This window comes from Corallococcus sp. CA053C, from assembly GCF_003611675.1.
In the GTDB taxonomy this organism is placed as follows: domain Bacteria; phylum Myxococcota; class Myxococcia; order Myxococcales; family Myxococcaceae; genus Corallococcus.
The window spans coordinates 1-17,874 of sequence record NZ_RAWA01000192.1 but is presented as its reverse complement, the minus strand read 5'-3'; the positions used below and the strand labels follow the sequence as shown (position 1 = coordinate 17,874).

Genomic DNA, 17,874 nt, shown 5'->3' with positions numbered 1-17,874 from the left:
CCCATGCGCCCCGCCCTCCTGCTCCTGCTGTTCGTCGCCGCCCGTCCGTCCTGGGCGGAGGACCCCGCGCCCGCGTCCGCGAAGAAGACGGCGGAGGCCCCGCCTCCCGCGACGAAGAAGGCGCCCAAGGCCATCCACCTGGAGGCCATCACCGTCGAGGGCCGCATCCAGAAGCCGGAAGCCTTCTATTTTCTCGACCGCTCCAAGCCGAGCTTCGACGACCTGAACCGCACCGAGAGCTTCGTGCCCAAGGTGGTCCAGAGCGTGGATCAGGACCCCTTCTAGCGCCATGGCCCTCCAAACCAGCCCCAAGTTGCTGCGCGTCGGCGTCATCCAGGACGGCCGCATCGTCGAGGAGCACCACGTCCTCCACGACTCCATCACCATCGGCGATGACGCCCGGAGCACCATCGTCATGCCCGCCGCGATGGAGCGCCCCGGGCGCTTCAAGGTGCTGGAGAACCGCGCCAACCAGTTCCACCTCATCATCGACGAGCACATGCAGGGCCGCGTCAACCTGGGCTCGTCCGACGTGGACTTCGACGCGCTGCGCTCGCAGGGGCTCGCCACCCGCCGCGAGGACGCCACCTTCGACCTGCCCCTGCAGGAGAGCGCCCGCGGCAAGGTGGAGCTCACCGACGCCACCCTCTTCTTCCACTTCGTCCCCGCCCCCCCGGCGGACGCGAAGCCCGCGCTGCCCCCGGAGTTGAAGGGCAGCGCGTGGCGCACCGTGGACCGGCTCTTCTTCGGCATCCTCGCGACGATGCTCGTGCTCTACGTGGGCAGCGTCGCGCTCATCGCCTCCCGGCCCACGCCGGTGGAGGCGGAGGTGGCGCTCGACCAGCTGGAAGACCGCTTCGTGCGCGCCATCATCCCGCCCCAGCCGCCCGCGAAGGAGGAGCCGAAGGACACCGGCTCCACCCCGGAGGCAAAGCCGGAGGAGAAGAAGCCCACGGAGAAGAAGCCCACCACCGCGTCCACGACGCCCGCCCCCGCGGCCAGTGCCGAGGAGCGCCGCAAGCAGCTGGAGACCCGCGTGGCCGGCACCGGCATCCTCAAGGTGCTGGGCGCCAGCGGCAGCGGCGGCGTCATCGCGGACCTGCTCAGCAACGGAGTGGGCAGCACCAACGTGGCGGAGGCGCTCCAGGGCGCGCAGGCCGGCGGCGGCGCGCTCGCGGTGGGCGCGGGCGGCAACGGGCTGGGCACCATCCAGGGCGACACCGGGGGCAGGGCCGCGGGCATCGACGTGAAGGGCACCACCGGCGTGGGCGCCGTGGACACGGGCCGCAAGCAGACCGTCAAGGTGCCCCAGGTGGCGGACGCGGTGCCGGAAGTGGACAGCTCCGAGGTCAAACCCAAGGACCTGGCGCGCTTCATCCAGCGCATGAAGTCGTCCATCCAGCGCTGCTACGAGAAGGAGCTCAAGCGCGACCCCACCCTCAAGGGCAGGGTGATGGTCCGCTTCAACCTCAAGCCGGACGGTCGCGCCGGCAACATCGAGGTGGACGAAAGCACCCTGGGCTCCGAGGGTGTCAGCAGTTGCATCATCACCACCATCCGCGGCTGGAAGTTCCCTTTCCAACCGAGTGACGACGTGCCCGTCTCGTACCCGTTCATCTTCTCGCCAGGAGATTAGGCTCGATTGTCCGGACACCCCGGATGCGCCGGACCTGCGGGGAGCACATGGAGAAGCTGGCCGTCATCGCCACATCCCCCCTCTTCGAGATGCTCGCCCCCGCGGAGCTGGCGCGGCTGGCGGAGCTGGCCCGGCTGTACCGGTACGCGCACGGCGAGGTGGTGTTCGAGGAGGGCGACCTGGGCGACAGCCTCTTCGTCATCGTGCGCGGCCAGGTGGAGGTGGTGCGCCGGGGGCCGGACAACGCCGTGAAGCCCCTCACCGTGCTGGGGCCGCCGGAGTTCTTCGGGGAGATGGGCCTCATCGACAAGGACCACCGCTCCGCCACCGTGCGCGCCCTGGGCGAGGTGGAGCTGCTCCAGCTCACCGCACAGGATTTACGCACCTTCCGACTTGCTCACGCGGAGGGCTTCACCTTCATCGTCGTGAACATCGCGCGCAGCCTCTCCGAGCGCCTGCGGGAAGCCAACGCCCGGCTCGCGCCCCAGGACTGAGCGCGGGGACATTGCGTTGACACCCCACCCCCCCGCTCCTACTCTCGACGGGTGGGAATGAAGGGGCTGGAAGGACTCGTGACGCACATGCGCACCCTCGGAATGCTCGTCGTGGTGATGACCACCGGGATGGCGTTCGCGCAAGCGCCCGCGCCGTCGCCGGTCCGCCCGCCGCCCTCCGTTCTGGACAAGGCCGGCGACGTGCCGGACAGCCAGAAGCTGGAGCGCAGCACGCAGGCCCTGGGGGGCATGCGCGAAGCGCTGCGCCAGGTGCTGGAGAAGGTGGAGGAGGCGCGGCGCACGAAGGACGTGGTGAAGCTCAACTGCGCCAACGAGAAGCTCACGCAGATCAAGGGCCTGCTGCGCATCTCCGAGCAGGCGGACGTGTCGCTCCAGGAGGCCCTCAGCAAGCAGGAGGCGGCGCCCGGCGAGCACGAGTACACCAAGGTGATGATCGCCCAGCAGAAGGTGGGCCAGCTTCGCTCGGAGGCCGAGGAGTGCATCGGCCAGCTCGCCTTCCGCACCGACGAGAACCTCTTCGTGGAGGTCGAGGAGCCGGACAACCTGCCCGGCGGCGACCCCACGCGGCCCGCGCCGCCGCCGGACCTCGTGGTGCGGCCCCCGCCCGCGAGCCCCATCGACTGAGTGTCCGGCCCTTCTTCACGCATCGCGCCACGACCCGACGACGGTTTGTTCCGGTGGGTAGGCTCGCGTGCTATGCCGACCGCCTCCCCTTCCGGATCGCTTCTGACACCATGACGCAGCCTGGGACATTCCGTCTGGCCCTCACGGCCCTGGCGCTCGCGGTGCTGCTGCCGCTGACGGCGTCGGCCCAGGCCACCATGGGCGGCGGGCGCCCCCCGGGCGGCAACGGCCTCAAGGTGGGCAACGGACGGCTGCACCCGACGCTGGACCTGGAGACGCGGCTGGACAGCGGCGTGGGCTACTTCCGCGAGCAGGGCACCGGCCCGCTGTCGCCGGACCTGTCCGGGGAGCTGGCGCTGCACGTGCGCCCCGGGTTTCTGCTGGACGTGCCGTCGCAGAAGCTGGCGCTCTCCCTGCGCGGCAACCTGGACTACGTCGCCTACACGGGCCTCATCACGGCGGGCTCCGGCGCGGCGTCGCACCTGGAGGGCGCCGCGGACCTGTCGCTGCGCTTCGACCCGGAGGGCACGCTGTCCGTGGAGGTCGGCGACCAGCTCACGCGCTCGGACCGCACGCGCACGGTGGCGCTGGGCGCGGGCGTCTTGAGCCTCTTCAACGAGGCGCGCGTGCGGGCGCAGTGGAAGCCCGGCGGCGGCGCGCTGGAGCTGACGCCCGCGGTGGCGTACGCGATGGAGTTCTTCGAGCCCCTGGGCGGACAGGCCGCCGTGGGCTGCACCGCCGTCGAGTGTGATCCGCTCGCCGCCAGCCAGTTCAACTACGGCAACCTGCGACTGGGCGTGGAGGGCCGCTGGCGCTTCCTGCCGAAGACGGCCGTGGTGGCGGACACCGGCATCACGTACCGCGGCTACTTCAACGACACCACGACGCCGTCCGCGCTGCTCCTGCACGCGATGGCGGGCGTCGCGGGGCTCGTGTCGCCGCGCATCACGCTGACGGCGAAGGCGGGCTGGAGCCAGAACCTGGGCGAAGGCGGAGGCGGCACCGTGGTGGCGCAGGCGGAGGGCACGTACCTGTGGGGCCCGGCGCTCACCGTGAAGGGCGGCTACCTGCGCGCCTTCGAGCCCGTGGCCGCCTACGGCACCTTCCGCGACGACCGCTTCTACGTGGAGGCCCGGTCGCTGATGGGCTCGCAGCTGGCGTTGCACGCGGCGGGCGCGGTGGACCTGCTCTCGTTCACGGGCACGCGCAGCGACACGCTGGTGTCGCTGGACCTGGGCCCGGAGTACCAGTTCCGTCCGTGGCTGCTGGGCGCGGTGGGCTACACGCTGAGCACCCGTTCGTCCTCCCTGGCCGCCAGCGGCCTCAACTACACCCGCCACGAAGGCTATGCGCGGGTGTCCGTCACGTACTGAGGCCGTGCGCATGGGATCTCCGCGCCTCCCCTTGCGCCTGCTCGTTTCGGGACTGCTCGCGCTCCTCGTCGCGTGTCACGCGGACACGCGCCCTCCCGCGCCCCCGCCCACCCCGGCCTCCAGCGCGGAGCGCGCGAAGACGTCCAGCGGCAGCCTGGGCCCCGGCGACGTGGTGGAGGTGCGCGTCTTCCAGGAGCCCGAGCACTCCGGCACCTGGCGCGTGTCCCCCGAAGGCACCATCGACTATCCACTGTGCGGCAAGGTGCCGCTGTCGGGCCGCACCGCCAGCTCCGCGGCGGACGTGCTGCGCGAATGCCTGTCGCGCTACCTGCGCCATCCCCAGGTGTCGGTGCTGGTGCGGGAGTACAACTCGCAGAAGATCTTCGTCTTCGGAGAGGTGCAGAAGCCCGGCACGTTCCCGGTGGACGGTGAGATGTCCATCATCCAGGCCATTACGCTCGCGGGCGGCTTCACCAAGCTCGCGGCGAAGAACAACACGCTCGTCACGCGCGTGGTGGACGGCCAGGAGCGGAAGATCCGCGTGCCCGTGGAGGACATCGGCGTGGGCCGCGAGCGCAACTTCCTGCTCCAGGCGGGCGACATCGTCTTCGTGCCGGAGAGCTTCTTCTAGTCGCGCGACGTCCACTGCAGCTCGGCGAGGAAGCGCTTCGCCTGGGCCAGAAGCGTGGGCGCCAGCGCCGCGCCGCTCGCGAGCACGTCGCCCTTGAGCACGTCGAAGGGCTTCCCGTCGATGTGCACGATGACGCCGCCCGCTTCGGCCACCAGCAGGCCGCCCGCGGCGATGTCCCAGGGCTTGAGGCCGAACTCGAAGTAGCCGTCGAAGCGGCCGGCCGCGACGTACGCCAGGTCCAGCGCGGCGCTGCCGGTGCGGCGCATGCCCTGCGCCAGGAGGATGAGCTGGGTGAAGAGGCCCACGGGCAGGTCCGGCCGCTCGCGCACGTCGTAGGGGAAGCCCGTGCACAGCAGGGCCCGCTCCAGCGTGTCCGCGGTGCTGGCCTTCAGCGGCAGGCCGTTGAGGGTGGCGCCCTGCCCCTTCGCGGCGGAGAAGAGCTCGTCGCGCATCGGGTCGTAGACGGCGCCCGCGAGCGTGCCTTCGGGCCCCTCCACCGCCACGCTGACGCAGAAGTGCGGCACCTGGTGGGAGTAGTTGGTGGTGCCGTCCAGCGGATCCACCAGCCAGCGCAAGGTGTCGGTGCCCTGCCACGCGCCGCTCTCCTCCGCGAGGATGGCGTGGTGCGGGTGGCGCTGGCGAAGGAAGTCCAGCAGCGCGGCCTCGGAGGCCCGGTCCGCGTCGGTGACCAGGTCGATGCCGCCCTTGAACTCGATGGTGCGGTGCTTGGGAAAGCGCTCCCGGAGGATGCCGCCGGCCATCCGGGCGCCCTCCTCCGCCGTGCGTCGCAGCGCGGCGGGCGTGTCGGAAGCGTCAGCCATGGGTGCATCTCCCAAGGGGGTTCAGGTCAGGGCGCGGGCTCTGCCAGCAGCGCTTCGATCTCCGTCTGGAACTGCTGGAGGAACTCCTCGGCGAAGCCCTCGTGCACGTGCCGCACGACACCGCGCCTATCAATCAGGAAGGTGGTGGGCATCAGCCGGACCTTCAGCAGGCGCTCGGACACCAGCGCGTTGGCGTCCAGGAGGATGGGCACCTCCACCTTCGCCTCTTCCAGGAAGGCCGGAATGGCTCGCACGTCCTCGTCCACGTTGAGGGCGTACGCCTTGAAGCCGCGCTTGCCGTACTCGCGCTGCAATTGCGCGTACAGGGGCAGCGCGTCCTTGCAGGGCTCGCACCACGTGGCCCACACGTCCAGGAGGACGACCTGGCCACGGTCGCTCTTCAGGTCATACGGGCGATTGTCCGGGTAGTGCGTCACCTGGAAGGACAGCGGCTGGGACGACCGGCGCTCCGACGACTCCAGGGCCGCGCTGCTGGAGCGGGGGCTCGCGCCCTGCGCTTCGGTGAGCGGCGGCAGCGGGGCCGGCGACGACGACGCACAGCCAGCGGCGAGCCCCATGAGTCCCAGGACCGTGAGCGACGTGAAGAGCGGACGACGCATGGCTTCAGGTCCCCTTTCCGGCGCGGGCCTTCAGCGCGGCGAGCAGCTTGTCGATGAAGCCCCCGAAGGAGCCGTTGCTCATGACGAGCAGCACGTCGCCGGCCTTCGCCTCGGAGGACACGCGGTCCACCAGCGTCTGCACGTCGGTGGCGCCGTCCGCGGCGATGCCCTGGGCCTGCAGCGCGTCGATGAGCTTCGGGACGCTCAGCTCCTGGTCCAGGGGCACCTTGTCGTGGTGCTCGGGCACCTTGAGGCTCGCGCGGGAGGCGCCGGGGAAGGCGTGCGCGTAGTCCTCCTGGTGGATGTTGCGGCGGCTGGTGTTGGAGCGCGGCTCGAAGATGGCCCACAGCCGCCGGTCCGGGTAGCGGTGGTGGATGGCGGCGATGGTCTCGCGCACGGCGGTGGGGTGGTGCGCGAAGTCGTCCACCACGAGCACGCCGCCCACGTCCCCGCGCACCTCTTGCCGGCGCTTCACGCCCTGGAAGGTGGACAGGCCCTGCTGGAGCTCAGCGAAGGAGAGGCCCAGCCCGCGCGCGGCGGCGATGACGGCCAGCGCGTTCTCCACGTTGTGCGCGCCGGACATCGGCAGCGTGAGGGTGCCCAGTGATTGGCCGCGCTCCACCACGTCGAAGCGGGCGCCGTCCGGGCCGAAGGAAATGTTCTTCGGCGTGTAGTCCGCGTCCGCGCCCTCCTTCGCCACGTAGGTGATGACAGGCGCGGTGCCACCGTCCCGGGCGATGCGCACGGCGTTGGGGTACGCGGCGCAGACGACGAGCTGGCCGTCCTTGGGCACCAGGCGCACGAACTTCTCGAACGTGGCCTCGTAGTGGGGCAGGTCGCGGAAGATGTCCGCGTGGTCGAACTCCACGCTCGTGACGATGGCGGTGCGCGGGCGGTAGTGGAGGAACTTGGAGCCCTTGTCCCAGTAGGCGGTGTCGTACTCGTCGCCTTCGACGACGAAGTGCGGCCCCTTCCCCACGCGGTAGTTGCCCGCGTAGTTCTGGGTGACGCCGCCCACGAGGAACGACGGATCCTTCCCGGCCGACACCAGCACGTGGGCCATCAGCGACGACGTCGTCGTCTTCCCGTGGGTGCCGGCGACGACGATGGAGTGCGCGTGGTCGAGGAAGAGCGTGCCCAGGGCGGCGGGGAAGCTCATCTGCTTGAGGCCGCGCTCGCGCACGGCGGTGGCCTCCGGGTTCACGCGGCGGATGACATTGCCGATGATGACCAGGTCCGGGTTCGCCGCGTCCAGGTTGGCGGGCGCGTACGGGGTGCGCACGGGGATGTCCCACGCCTTGAGCATGTCGCTCATGGGCGGGTAGACGTTCTCGTCGCTGCCGGTGACGTCGTAGCCGGCGGCCTTGAGCATGCCGGCGAAGGAGCCCATGCCGGTGCCAGCCACGCCCACCAGGTGGATGCGGCGCACGGACTTCGGGTCGAGGGTGTCGAGGACGTTGCCGTTGTCGTCAGCCATGCTGTCCCTTAGGGGGCGGTGTTGAGGTCGAGCGCCTCCACGACCAGTTCGTGGAAGGCGGGGCGGAAGTCGCGGATGCGCAGGTCCTGTCGGCCCTGGGCCACGCGGTTGGTGATGAGCGCGACCACGAGCGAGCGCCGCAGGTCCACCCAGAGGCTGGTGCCGGTGAAGCCCAGGTGGCCCACCGCGCCCGGAGGCGTGTCGCCAATGAAGCGGCCCGCGCTGGAGTACCCCTTCGACGGCGAGTCGAAGCCCATGGAGCGCGTGCTGCCCACCACGAGCGGATCCGTGGCGAGCAACCGGTGCCACAGGGGCGCGGGAGCAATGGCCGCGTGCGTGCCCGCGCAGCCTTCGAGCACGGCCTGACCGAAGCGCGCCACGTCCACGGCGGTGCCGAAGAGGCCCGCGTGGCCCGCGACGCCGTCCAGCACCCAGGCGTTGTCGTCATCCACCTCGCCGGGCCGGGACGGGCGCGAAGGCACGTCCTTCCACAGCGACTCCTGGCCGGGCGCGGGCTCGCGGGGACGCATGGCGCCGGTGGGCGCGGTGGTGCCGTCCACGGGGAAGTCGGTGAGGCGGTGGAAGCGGGCGGACAGGCCCAGCGGTTCAGCGACGTGGCGCGAGTAGAGCGTGTCCAGGGGTGCGCCCGCGGCTCGCGAGAGCAATTCGCCCAGGAGGATGAAGCCCACGTCGCTGTACGCGGACTTCGTGCGCACGGGAGCTTCGAGCGGCGTGGCGGCGGCGGCGCGCAGCACGTCCTCGCGGGCCTGGGCGCGAACGCTCGCGGGGCAGCCCGCGTCGAGCAGCTCCGGCCGGGCCTTGAGGACCTCCGCGAAGAACGGGACGAACGGGGGCAGGCCGGAGCGGTGGTAGAGCAGGTCCGCGACGGTGGCGTTCGCGTCGCCCACGGGCGAGCCGGGGAAGTAGCGGGACACGAGCGTGTCCGGGCCCACCTTGCCCTCGGTCCACAGGCGCAGGAAGAGCGCGGTGGTGGAGACGACCTTGGTGAGGGACGCGAGGTCGAAGCGCGTGTCGCCAGTGGCCTTGCCCGCGACGCCGCCAAACACCTGCAGGCCCTTGTGGAGCACCACGGCCTGGGCGGAGGGGAAGATGCCCAGCTCCACGCCGTCGTCGAGCACCGCCTGGAGGTTGGCGATGGGGTGGGTGCTCATCCCGGGCTCACCGCGCCTTCGAGGAAGGTGAGGCGCGCGGCGTCGGCATCCAGGCGCACCTGCGTCCCGAACGCCACGGGGTAGTTGATGGCGCCATGGCCGATGGGGAAGCCCGCGGCGCAAGGCAGCTTCGCATCCCGCGCCAGCTCGCGCAGCACGTCCGCGCTGGAGTAGGTGGCGTCCTTCTCCTCGCACGCGGTGAAGTCGCCCAGGACGATGCCGCGCACGCGGGCGAAGACGCCGGCGAGGCGCAGGTGCGTCCACATGCGGTCGATGCGGTAGGGGCGCTCGGTGACGTCCTCCAGGAGGAGCACGGCGCCGTCGAGCGGCGGCATGTACGGAGTGCCCAGGAGCCGGGAGAACACGGACAGGTTGCCGCCGACGAGGACGCCCTCGGCGGTGCCGGGCACATAGGTCGCGTTGCCGTGGAGGGGCGGCGGGGCCTCCGAGGACTCGAGGAGGCGGAAGAGGTAGTCGTGGACCTGGGACGACTGCCGGCCCAACTGCGTGAGGACGGGCGCGTGGAGGGAGACGCGGCCAAGCGCCTGGAGCGCGCAGTGGATGGATGTCAGGTCGGAGAAGCCGGTGAAGGCCACGGGCCCGGCCTTGTCGAGCGGCAGTTCGGGGAGGAGCCGCGAGCTGCCGTAGCCGCCCCGGGCGCAGAAGATGGCGCGGGAGGCGCGGTCGAGGAACGCGTTCGACAGCTCCGCCAGGCGGCGGGCGTCGTCCCCAGCGAGGTAGCGGTGCGAGGCGCCGATGTCGGGCCGGATCACCGGCGTGTAGCGCTCGGAGAGGAGCCGGAGGCCGGCCTCGAAGGGGGCCTGTTCAAAGGGGCCCGCGGGAGCGACGACATGCACCGTGTCACGGGGGCGGAGCGGAAGGGGCTTGAGCCAACGCACGCAGCGCTTCATAGCACCGGGGGCGGAGGTGACACGGTGATTCAGGGTGGGCCGGAGCCGAAGCGTTGAGTACCGCTGGATGGAGGAACGCGGCCCTGTGGAGGGCTCGGCTGGCTGCTTCCCGTAGGCGTGCCCCGCCCTACCCCGCTGACTCCGAGCGTTCGAGCACGGCGGCGAAGAAACCATCCGTGCCGTGACGGTGGGGCGTGACGAGGAGGAAGCCGTCCTGGACACAGGAGTCCGGAAGCCACCCGGCGCCCGGGCGGACGGCGCGGAAGTCCGGGCGGGAGCGGAGGAAGTCCGCGACGACGTCCTGGTTCTCCGCGCGGTTGACGGTGCAGGTCGCGTAGACGACCCGGCCGCCCGGGCGCACGACGTCCCCGGCCCGGGCCAGGATGTCGCGCTGGGTGGGGATGAACCGGGAGAGCACGTCCGGGGTGAGCCGGAAGCGCAGGTCCGGTCCCCGGCGGAGCGACCCGAGCTCGGAACAGGGAACGTCCGCGAGGACACGGTCGGCCCCCAGGCCCGGTGCGGGAAGGGTCCGGAGAATCTGGACGCGGGTGAGGCCGGCGCGGGAGGAGCGCTGCTGGAGCCGGTCCAGCCGCTCCGCATCCGGGTCGTAGGCCATCAGGCGGCCCTGGTCCCTCATGGCGGCCCCCAGTTGGAGCGTCTTGCCTCCGGCTCCGGCGCACAGGTCCAGCACGGTCTCCCCGGGCTGGGGCTCCACGAGGAGTCCCAGGAGCTGGCTGCCCTCGTCCTGGACCTCGAACAGGCCCTCGCGAAGCGACTCCAGGGCGTAGAGGTTCGGCCGGGGTCCGTCGACGTGGAGGGCCAGGGGGCTCCAGGTGCCGGGCCGGGTCGCGACGCCCTCGGAGGCAAGGCGAGCGGCCAGGGCCTCACGGGACAGACGGGCCGGGTTCACCCGGAGGGTGATGGGACCGGGGACGTTGAGGTGGGCGCAGAAGTCCTCCGCCTCCGGGCCCAGCTCCTGGGAGAAGTGGTCCGCGAGCCAGTCCGGCAGCGAGGCCCGAAGCGCCAGCGAAGGAGGCTCTCCGGTGCGCAGTGGCACGGGGGCGTCCAGGCCGGACCAGGCAGCGGCTTCCGGGGCAGGAACGCCGGCCAGGCCGTGCAGGAGCGCGAAGAGGAGCTGGGCAGGGGTCGCGTCCTCCGAATCCAGGAGGAACGCCAGGCGCTGGCGCCAGAGGCCCACGTTGAAGACGGCCTCCTTCAGCGCCTGGCGCCCCTCGCGGGACAAATCGCGGTGGGAGCGCAGGGTCCGGTCGAGGACACGCTCGGCGGGATCCCCCGAGAGGATCCGGGCGACCGCGCCTGAGACAATGGGGGCAAGCCCACCGAGCGCCGACCAGGGCTGGGCGGCGAGTCGGGAGATCGGATTGAACGGGACAGTTGACAGGGCAGGCTCGGTTCTCTAGAAATCGCGTCCGTCACGGCAACCCACCGCCGCGACGGGACATCTTCCCCGATAGCTCAGCTGGTAGAGCGGGTGACTGTTAATCACCATGTCCGTGGTTCGAGTCCACGTCGGGGAGCTGAACGAAGGGCCCTACCAACCGGTAGGGCCCTTTTGTTTTACACGGGCCTCGCGATGAACATCGCGGGGCCTTCGTGCTTAAGCCCCTGAGTCCCAAGGGATTCTGGCTCGCGGTGCTGAAGAGGACGCTCTCGGTCCTCTACCCCGCAGAGCGAGACGCCCCCTCTTCTTCGCCGCCAATTGGGCTCTCTGGAGCGCTCTTTCGCCCGTTTTGGGGAGAGAGAGGCCGAGAGTGGTTAACAGTTTTGTTAACCACCGCGGGCAGCCGACTCTGACAATCCCTGGCTTTCGATGTCGTACCTTCCGGGGTTACGCCATTTCCCCCTTTCAGAAGGCCGAAATGGGCCACCTGTTAACCGAGAGAGCGAAAAAGGCTCGCCGTTACTCGGTATTCTCGATTTCGTCGCGCGGCGCAGACTCTCCGAGAAGACTCTCAGAAGCTCTTGGCCGAGTTCTCGGCCCGGCCCCCTGCCCCGCCTCGCTGCTCTTGCCCGCGCGCCGTCGTGGCTCCGGCTGGGCAAGGAAGGACGGCCCGAGGATGCGCCCGCGTTCGCCAGCGCCTGTGCTGAGCCGTCCCAAGGCCCGCGCAGAAGGCCGCCGCGACCGGCCCGCCACGACGGCCCCGCTGAGGCGAGGCTGCGCTTCCGCCTGGCACGAGCGAGACGGACTCTCCGAGATGAACCTCAGAAGCTCGTGGCCAAGCCCACAGCCAACACAGCCTCTTCCCGGGCTGTCCGCCTCACTCCGCCTGCAGTTGGATAGGAGCTACGCGGATGTAGTCGAACCGTTTCGTGCCGTCCTCCGCGACGGCCGTTTCGACCTCTTCTCTGCTCCTACCTGCCAGACAGGCCCATCGACCGCGCCACATGTACTGCTCGCCGCCGTAGCTCGCATCCCGCCAGTGAAATGAACACCGGATAGCCCCGACTCGGATTCCAGCGATGTCGTCTCCCACGCTGACTGACCGCAATCCGTTCACCGCCTCAAACGCGGTGACTTCCGTTATCAAGTAGTCCTTAGTTTTTCCGACGTGCCGTGTCTTGCTGTCAGCGTCCAGCGCAATCGAAGTCACCCATCGATCTGGTTGCTTCGGCAAGTCCGGCGGCCCGGGCTCGCCGCGACTGCACGACGTCGCAAGCGCCGCGACTACTCCAAGAGGGCACACATACAGAACGGCGGCCCGCAGCCATCGGGCTCGGAACTCAGGGCGCAGCGCCGGATGACAATTCATAGCTTGTTAGGTCCATCGAACGCAGAGCGCTGCTTCGGCGGCCATTGTCCCAACCGTCGCAACTGCGGGAAAAGGCTCGGCAGCAAGGTGGCAAGAGGAGACGCTCTCCTTCGTGTCGAGATAGGCAGTCCGCCCTACTCCTCCACGCGGACGACCTGCCCCCGCTGAATGAAGAAGTACCTCGTGTTGAGAACCTTCCCTCCGAAGGCATTCTTTCCCCGGAAGGAGCTCTTCACAATCCAGTAGGCATCGCGGGCAACAGGAGCCGACGTCGAGACATGCTCGTAGCTGTCGGGGTCATTCATCACCTGCCGGAGGTACTGCTTCACCTCCAGCACGGAGCCATCCCAGCCTGAGTTCACAGGCTTCGGCCCGCGCATCTCCACCATCAGCTTCTGGGCCTCGCGCTGGAGCTGGAGCTTCTCCAGTCCCGGCTGGATGCGCTTCCGCTGCTGAGCGGCCTGGCTCGACAGGGTGTTCCACTCCTTCGACTTGGCGACCTCGAGTCCCTCAAATGCCTTCAGGGTGGCGTCAGCCGCGTTCAGCTCCGTCTCCGCTTCTTCCCATTGCTTCGCCTTGGCATGGGTCAATGCACGCGCCAGCCCAGCGGAGACTTCCGGCCCCTTGTTCTTGAAGTCCTCCTTGCCGCGCAGCTCCCTCGCGCTCGAAAGCGCGGTCGCCGCGTCTGCGTTGCCTGGAGACAAGGCACTCGCCCTCTGCAGGAGGGGCACTGCCTCTGCGAGCTTCGCGGCGGCCAGCGACTCGCGGCCCTTGGCAAGGTACGCCGCACCGCACCCGGCACGGCTTTTCTCGGGGATGGCTCCGACGTCCCCAAAGCTGTTGCAGAGGTCGACGGCCTCCTGGGGAGCCGTCGACGCAACCAGCGCAGCAATGCGCGAGGACACGTCCTCTTCATGAGCGCGACTTGCTTCCGCCTTCTGCCGCGCCTCTTCGATGGAGGCCGCCTTCGCAGCCTCGCTGCGGGACTTCTCGTTCCCGTTCCCGATGGCGCCGAAGACGACAATGCCAGAAGCAATTGCGCCAATGACGGCAGCGCTGCGGTGCTTGGAGTCCTTCTTCCTGAAGATTGCGATGGACCCAGCGAGGGCGCCCACTCCCAGCACCGCTCCAGGGTATCCAAGCCTCATGATCCAGCCCATGAAGGCCAGCACGAAGCAGGAGGCGATGAGCACGACAGGGACGGACATCCCCTTCGACGGCACCGGCTGCGAAGGAGGAGACGAAGGCGGTTGAGGAGGAGAGGCCTGACTCATGCCGGGATGATGGCGCCTTCCCTACTCCCCTCGTCAAGCCGCTACTCCGGCTCTTGGTGAGTCTCTCTCTGAGAGCCGAAGACCGCCCCGAAGAATCGCTCCGTACCCGCACGTCTCTGTCTCCGCCCGCGGGCAGAGACTCTACAGAAGCCGCTCGTCCATGCCTTCAGGCGCGACACGTCCGAAGGCAGAGCGCAGCCTCTTCGTCCATACCTCTCAAGGGTGAGTCCCCAACTCTTCGACGCCCCAGGGAGGGCTCGCTACTGTCCCTCACGATGAGCGGCAGCTCCTTCATGCCGCGCGGGGAACGCCCAATGCCCAAGAGGGTCCAGAGCGAGCTGAATGGCTGGCATGGGGGGGGGTAGTGGCCGGTGCTGCGAAGCAGCAGGAGTTGGAGCTGCCGCCGGAGCCGGGGCAGAATCCACCGCGTCCTGCTCCAAGGGAAAAGCGCCCGATGAATTCACACACTAGAGCGCCGAACAGGTTAGGTCACGCCGCGAGTTGGTAGCGCGCGGCGACCTCGAGGTTTTGGACGACCGCGAGTCGCCTGAGGTCAAAGAGGTTGCGGCGCGTGCCGCGGTAACGGGCCTTCGGGCCCTGGCGGTTGGCGAGATGTGCCAGGCAATGCTCGACGCCGACACGCTCGCGGAGTCCTGCGCGGCCCGAGCGCGACTGCAGACGTGAGCGAAGGCGCTTCTGGAGCCGCTCGTCGTCGCCCATCGTGACGCTGCGCCCTTTGCCGGACGCGGCCTGGGTACAACTGGGGCGCAGCTTGCACGGCCCGCAGGCTTCCGGGTCGAATTGCACGACGGCGCCGGGCTCGAAGGGCTCCACCTCGCCCGCGGGGCACGTGAGGGTGCCGTCGCGGATGTTCACTTTGAAGTCGCGCTTGCCGAAGAGTCCAGGCTTCGCGCTGGCTCCTCGCCACGGCCGGCAGACGATATCGCCGCCGCTCGCCAGCACGTCCTCGGCCATTGAGCTGTTGAGATACGCCCTGTCGATGAGGAGGACGTCGGGGAAGAGGTCCTGGTGGGCCATGTCTTCCTGCAGTGCGCCCGTCGCCTCCTCTTCGGGGCGGTTGGCGGGTGTCACGGCGCAGGCCACCACGAGCTCGGTGTCGAGGTCGGTGCCGACGTGCTGCTTGTAGCCATTGAAGCGCTTGCTCTTGCTCTTGCGCCCGTGGCGCATGTCCGGGTCTTCGATGGAGATGCGCCTGTCGGCCGCCACGCCCTGTCGAATCTGAACGCCGCCCTCGGGGCGCGGCTCAAGGTCCTGTTCGCGCACCTGCGCGAGCGCTTCGATGTAGCGAGTCAGCGGAGCCGCGACGCACGACTTCGACTGCTTCGCCACCCAGGCCATGAGGCGGTCGAGTTGTCCGCACAGGCGATTGAGTGCGTCGAGCTTCGCGTCGGGCGCACTCCAGTCGATGTCGAGGCCGGCCTTGATGCTGCTGGCCATCAGCAACGGCGCATCGGCCTGCTGACATACCTCCTCGACGTCGGTACCGAGCGCGAGCGCCATGCCCTCGGCCACCTTGCGGCCGGCGTGGCCGAGCAGGTTGATGGTGTCCTCAACCCGCCCGGCCCCTTCTAAAGGGCGGCTATCGACCCCCACTCGCAGCGTCTTCGGCGTCTTCTTCGAATCGAACCCCTTCGTCCTCTTCGCCACCTCGACGGTGCGCTCCAGCAGTCGGCGGTCCATCTCGGTCGCGATGAGTCGCTCCCTGAATTGCTGCAGCCCGCCCTGGGAGAAGGCTGGCGCGTCCTCGTCCGCGCCGAGTCGGTCCAATACCATTCGCCACCGGCTGTCGGTGCCCGAGAGACACACGGCTTCGGCGTCCGATGCCTGCGTGTAGGCCTGCACCAGCAGCGCCATGCACATCATCGCGGGCGGTTGCGGCGCTTGCCCCTGGCCCGTCTGTCGGTACATTGCCTCGAGCTCGTCCTGAAAGGCCTCGTCGAACAACTCGTGCCGATGCTCGCGCAGGAAGACGAAAAGTTTTCTGCTCTTCCCCGCGAGCTTCAGCAGGCGCTGCTCCCGTGCGCTCTGCTCCACAGCCGGCTTCCAGCGTTCCATGAGCCACCTCCGTGAGGTGGCGACCTATGCACTCGACGACAGCCCGCGTCGATCCCCTACCGCTTGCCTGCTCCCTCGCCGTAACCTGATCGGCGCTCTAGGGACGCTTGGCGGAGTGCTTACAGTTCAAATTCGTACCAACCACACAGGAGCCACAAATGCTTACTCGAGGCCATCTTATCGGTCAGATCGTTGATGATTTGGCGGGCATTGCAGCGCAGGCCAAGCAGCGGGCGCGGCTACACCTGTTCGACATCCACACGCATGTCGAAAACTTCGCCAAGGAAGTGCTCAATCAAGTTCTCAGCCTCGGGCTGTCCAACCTCAACGCCGAGCATTTAAACAATCCCGGCCTTGATCTCGGAGACGCCACCAACGGATGGGCCTTCCAAGTCACCGCCGACAAGTCCGGTGCCAAGGTAAAGGAGACGCTAGACACCATAAAAGACGACGAGCGTGCGAAGTATCCGAACATCCGCATTCTGATTATCGGGGAGAAACAGGGCTCCTACACTTTCAAGGGTGAGCCCTATGAACGCTTCGGCTTCAAAGAAGAGATGGTCTGGGACTTCAATGACGTCTGCAGCCGCATCATGACGCTTTCGATTGACGCCCTGGTGGACCTTGCCCGCTATGTATCGAGCGAGACACGTCGAGTCAAAATCGAGCTAGAGATACCCGACGAAGAAGGTCGCTTCCCTACCAGCATCGACAACCTTATTGAAGCGCTTCCGAAGCCGCAGCTCTCGGATGCCTCTAAAATGGAGGCACATTTTGCCGCCAAGCAAGAGCCCATAGATCGCAACAAAGCGAAGAACGCGATTGCCGAATTGAGCACCAAGCTCGCAGCTCTGCCTCGGTTGACGCGCGAGGTATTCAAGCTCCTCATTGAGCGCCGGGACGATCAATTGACGAGCACCACCGAGGAGTATCGGATCAGCGACCCCAAGCTGCGCCGCATCTATCATGGCGACGATCTCGACGGAGATCTGGCGCTTCTGTCGGAAGTCGGTCTGATCGACTTCAACGAGCCACACGATTCGGACGGCACCTATTATTGGCGCATCCGTTTCCCCGACCGAGGAAACTCTTTCCATCTGCTGTTGATTGAGTATGCAAAGGAACTGGGGCTCAACCTTCGCAAGTCGCTCGTCACTCTTGACTTCTCGGACTTCTAAATTTCGTGTCCATAGCGAAGGAGGAACCGCGTAGCTGGGAGTAGCCCGGTTCCGTGGCTCTCCCGCACTTCGTGTGGTTCCCATCGGAGGGAGTAGGCAGAGGCGGCAGGCTGCCAGCTGGGCGAATACACCCTGGGAATGGAAACGCTGTACTCCCTTCCTGGCTGTCGGGTGGACCGGGTGACCCACGATGGCTCGGCGGATGTTGTCCTCACAGTGCGCCTGGAGGGCACGGGAGCGCGATGCCCCTCATGCCAGACGCCCAGTGCCTCGGTGCATGGCAGCTACGTCCGGCACCCGGCAGACCTGCCCTCCGCCGGGCGTGTCGTCCAACTTGAAATCCGCGTGCGGCGCTTTTGCTGTCGAAACCCGGAATGCTCTCGCCGCACATTCGCGGAGCGGCCGGTGCGCCTGCTGTCGGCTCGGGCTCGGCAGACACGTCGGCTCGCCACTGCGCAGTGCGCCGTTGCAATCACCGCGGGTGTAACGGGCCGGGGTAATGGATCGCAGTCGGGTCGGCCAAGCTGTTCGTAGCCGGGTCGGCCAAGCGGATCGCCCCAGGGTCGGCCAAGCGGATCGCCCGCCGGAGCAGTGGGTGCGGCGGTCGACTCAGGGCGGAGGCAGTCAGAAGAAACGTGGCCAGTGGGCGGGCTGAGTCCCTACCTGGCCGGTCATCCCATGCATCCTCGCGCCCCACCGAGCACCGCCGGAGCGGTGTGCGGAGGGGCGCGCGCGGATGAGTTACCGGAGAGTCGACATGGACAGGTTGAGAGAGCTGGTGCGGCTGCACCGGAT

16 protein-coding genes, 1 tRNA gene and 1 pseudogene are annotated in these 17,874 nt (G+C 68.5%); 9 read left to right on the top strand and 9 right to left on the bottom strand.

Annotated features, from left to right (window positions below):
• The 6 genes from D7V97_RS23900 to D7V97_RS23875 form a co-directional block, all read left to right on the top strand.
• Positions 1-285: hypothetical protein (locus D7V97_RS23900; protein ID WP_368668956.1), on the top strand; the 285-nt coding region annotated here is incomplete at its 5' end.
• Between the two features lie 4 nt (positions 286-289).
• A complete protein-coding gene (locus D7V97_RS23895; protein WP_120612969.1) occupies positions 290-1,636 on the top strand; it encodes a TonB family protein in 1,347 nt (448 codons plus the stop codon).
• Positions 1,637-1,683: 47 nt separating this feature from the next.
• Positions 1,684-2,130, top strand: coding sequence for a cyclic nucleotide-binding domain-containing protein (locus D7V97_RS23890; protein WP_120612971.1), 447 nt, complete (start codon positions 1,684-1,686; stop codon positions 2,128-2,130).
• Positions 2,131-2,217: 87 nt separating this feature from the next.
• A complete protein-coding gene (locus D7V97_RS23885; RefSeq protein WP_199728915.1) occupies positions 2,218-2,775 on the top strand; it encodes a hypothetical protein in 558 nt (185 codons plus the stop codon).
• Between the two features lie 110 nt (positions 2,776-2,885).
• Entirely contained in the window at positions 2,886-4,148 is a 1,263-nt protein-coding gene (locus tag D7V97_RS23880; protein ID WP_120612967.1) for a hypothetical protein, read from the top strand.
• 10 nt (positions 4,149-4,158) lie between these two features.
• Entirely contained in the window at positions 4,159-4,779 is a 621-nt protein-coding gene (locus tag D7V97_RS23875; RefSeq protein ID WP_120612966.1) for a polysaccharide biosynthesis/export family protein, read from the top strand.
• On the opposite strand, the gene D7V97_RS23870 is transcribed toward D7V97_RS23875, so the two are convergent.
• The 6 genes from D7V97_RS23870 to D7V97_RS23845 all read right to left on the bottom strand — a co-directional run bounded on the left by D7V97_RS23870 (position 4,776) and on the right by D7V97_RS23845 (position 11,107).
• Positions 4,776-5,600, bottom strand: a complete 825-nt coding sequence (locus tag D7V97_RS23870; RefSeq protein ID WP_120612965.1) for an inositol monophosphatase family protein — start codon at positions 5,598-5,600, stop codon at positions 4,776-4,778. The two genes, D7V97_RS23875 and D7V97_RS23870, sit on opposite strands and share 4 nt — an antisense overlap.
• Positions 5,601-5,626: 26 nt before the next feature.
• Entirely contained in the window at positions 5,627-6,220 is a 594-nt protein-coding gene (locus tag D7V97_RS23865) for a TlpA disulfide reductase family protein (RefSeq protein ID WP_120612964.1), read from the bottom strand.
• Between the two features lie 4 nt (positions 6,221-6,224).
• Positions 6,225-7,697, bottom strand: coding sequence for a UDP-N-acetylmuramate:L-alanyl-gamma-D-glutamyl-meso-diaminopimelate ligase (mpl, locus tag D7V97_RS23860; RefSeq protein ID WP_120612963.1), 1,473 nt, complete (start codon positions 7,695-7,697; stop codon positions 6,225-6,227).
• An 8-nt stretch (positions 7,698-7,705) separates the two neighbouring features.
• Positions 7,706-8,869, bottom strand: a complete 1,164-nt coding sequence (locus tag D7V97_RS23855) for a serine hydrolase (protein WP_120612962.1) — start codon at positions 8,867-8,869, stop codon at positions 7,706-7,708.
• On the bottom strand, positions 8,866-9,780 hold the full coding sequence (locus D7V97_RS23850) for an LD-carboxypeptidase (protein ID WP_120612961.1): 915 nt from the start codon (positions 9,778-9,780) through the stop codon (positions 8,866-8,868). The genes D7V97_RS23855 and D7V97_RS23850 overlap by 4 nt, the downstream gene beginning before the upstream one ends.
• Positions 9,781-9,907: 127 nt before the next feature.
• Positions 9,908-11,107, bottom strand: a complete 1,200-nt coding sequence (locus D7V97_RS23845) for an RsmB/NOP family class I SAM-dependent RNA methyltransferase (protein ID WP_199728916.1) — start codon at positions 11,105-11,107, stop codon at positions 9,908-9,910.
• Positions 11,108-11,245: 138 nt separating this feature from the next.
• Between D7V97_RS23845 and D7V97_RS23840 the strand changes: the two genes are divergently transcribed.
• Positions 11,246-11,318 (top strand) — tRNA-Asn (locus tag D7V97_RS23840).
• Positions 11,319-12,059: 741 nt separating this feature from the next.
• On the opposite strand, the gene D7V97_RS44235 is transcribed toward D7V97_RS23840, so the two are convergent.
• The 3 genes from D7V97_RS44235 to D7V97_RS23830 all read right to left on the bottom strand — a co-directional run bounded on the left by D7V97_RS44235 (position 12,060) and on the right by D7V97_RS23830 (position 15,901).
• The gene (locus D7V97_RS44235; protein ID WP_147444952.1) at positions 12,060-12,392 is read right to left on the bottom strand and encodes a hypothetical protein; all 333 of its coding nucleotides are present in this window, start codon (positions 12,390-12,392) and stop codon (positions 12,060-12,062) included.
• 293 nt (positions 12,393-12,685) lie between these two features.
• Entirely contained in the window at positions 12,686-13,744 is a 1,059-nt protein-coding gene (locus tag D7V97_RS23835) for a transporter (protein WP_233583146.1), read from the bottom strand.
• Between the two features lie 570 nt (positions 13,745-14,314).
• On the bottom strand, positions 14,315-15,901 hold the full coding sequence (locus tag D7V97_RS23830; protein ID WP_120612958.1) for an IS1182 family transposase: 1,587 nt from the start codon (positions 15,899-15,901) through the stop codon (positions 14,315-14,317).
• 158 nt (positions 15,902-16,059) lie between these two features.
• On the opposite strand from D7V97_RS23830, the gene D7V97_RS23825 reads away from it, so the two are divergent.
• A complete protein-coding gene (locus D7V97_RS23825; protein WP_120612957.1) occupies positions 16,060-17,079 on the top strand; it encodes an SMEK domain-containing protein in 1,020 nt (339 codons plus the stop codon).
• Between the two features lie 234 nt (positions 17,080-17,313).
• Positions 17,314-17,538, top strand: a pseudogene (locus tag D7V97_RS23820) (transposase family protein); the annotation flags it as partial.
• Positions 17,539-17,874: the final 336 nt, after the last annotated feature.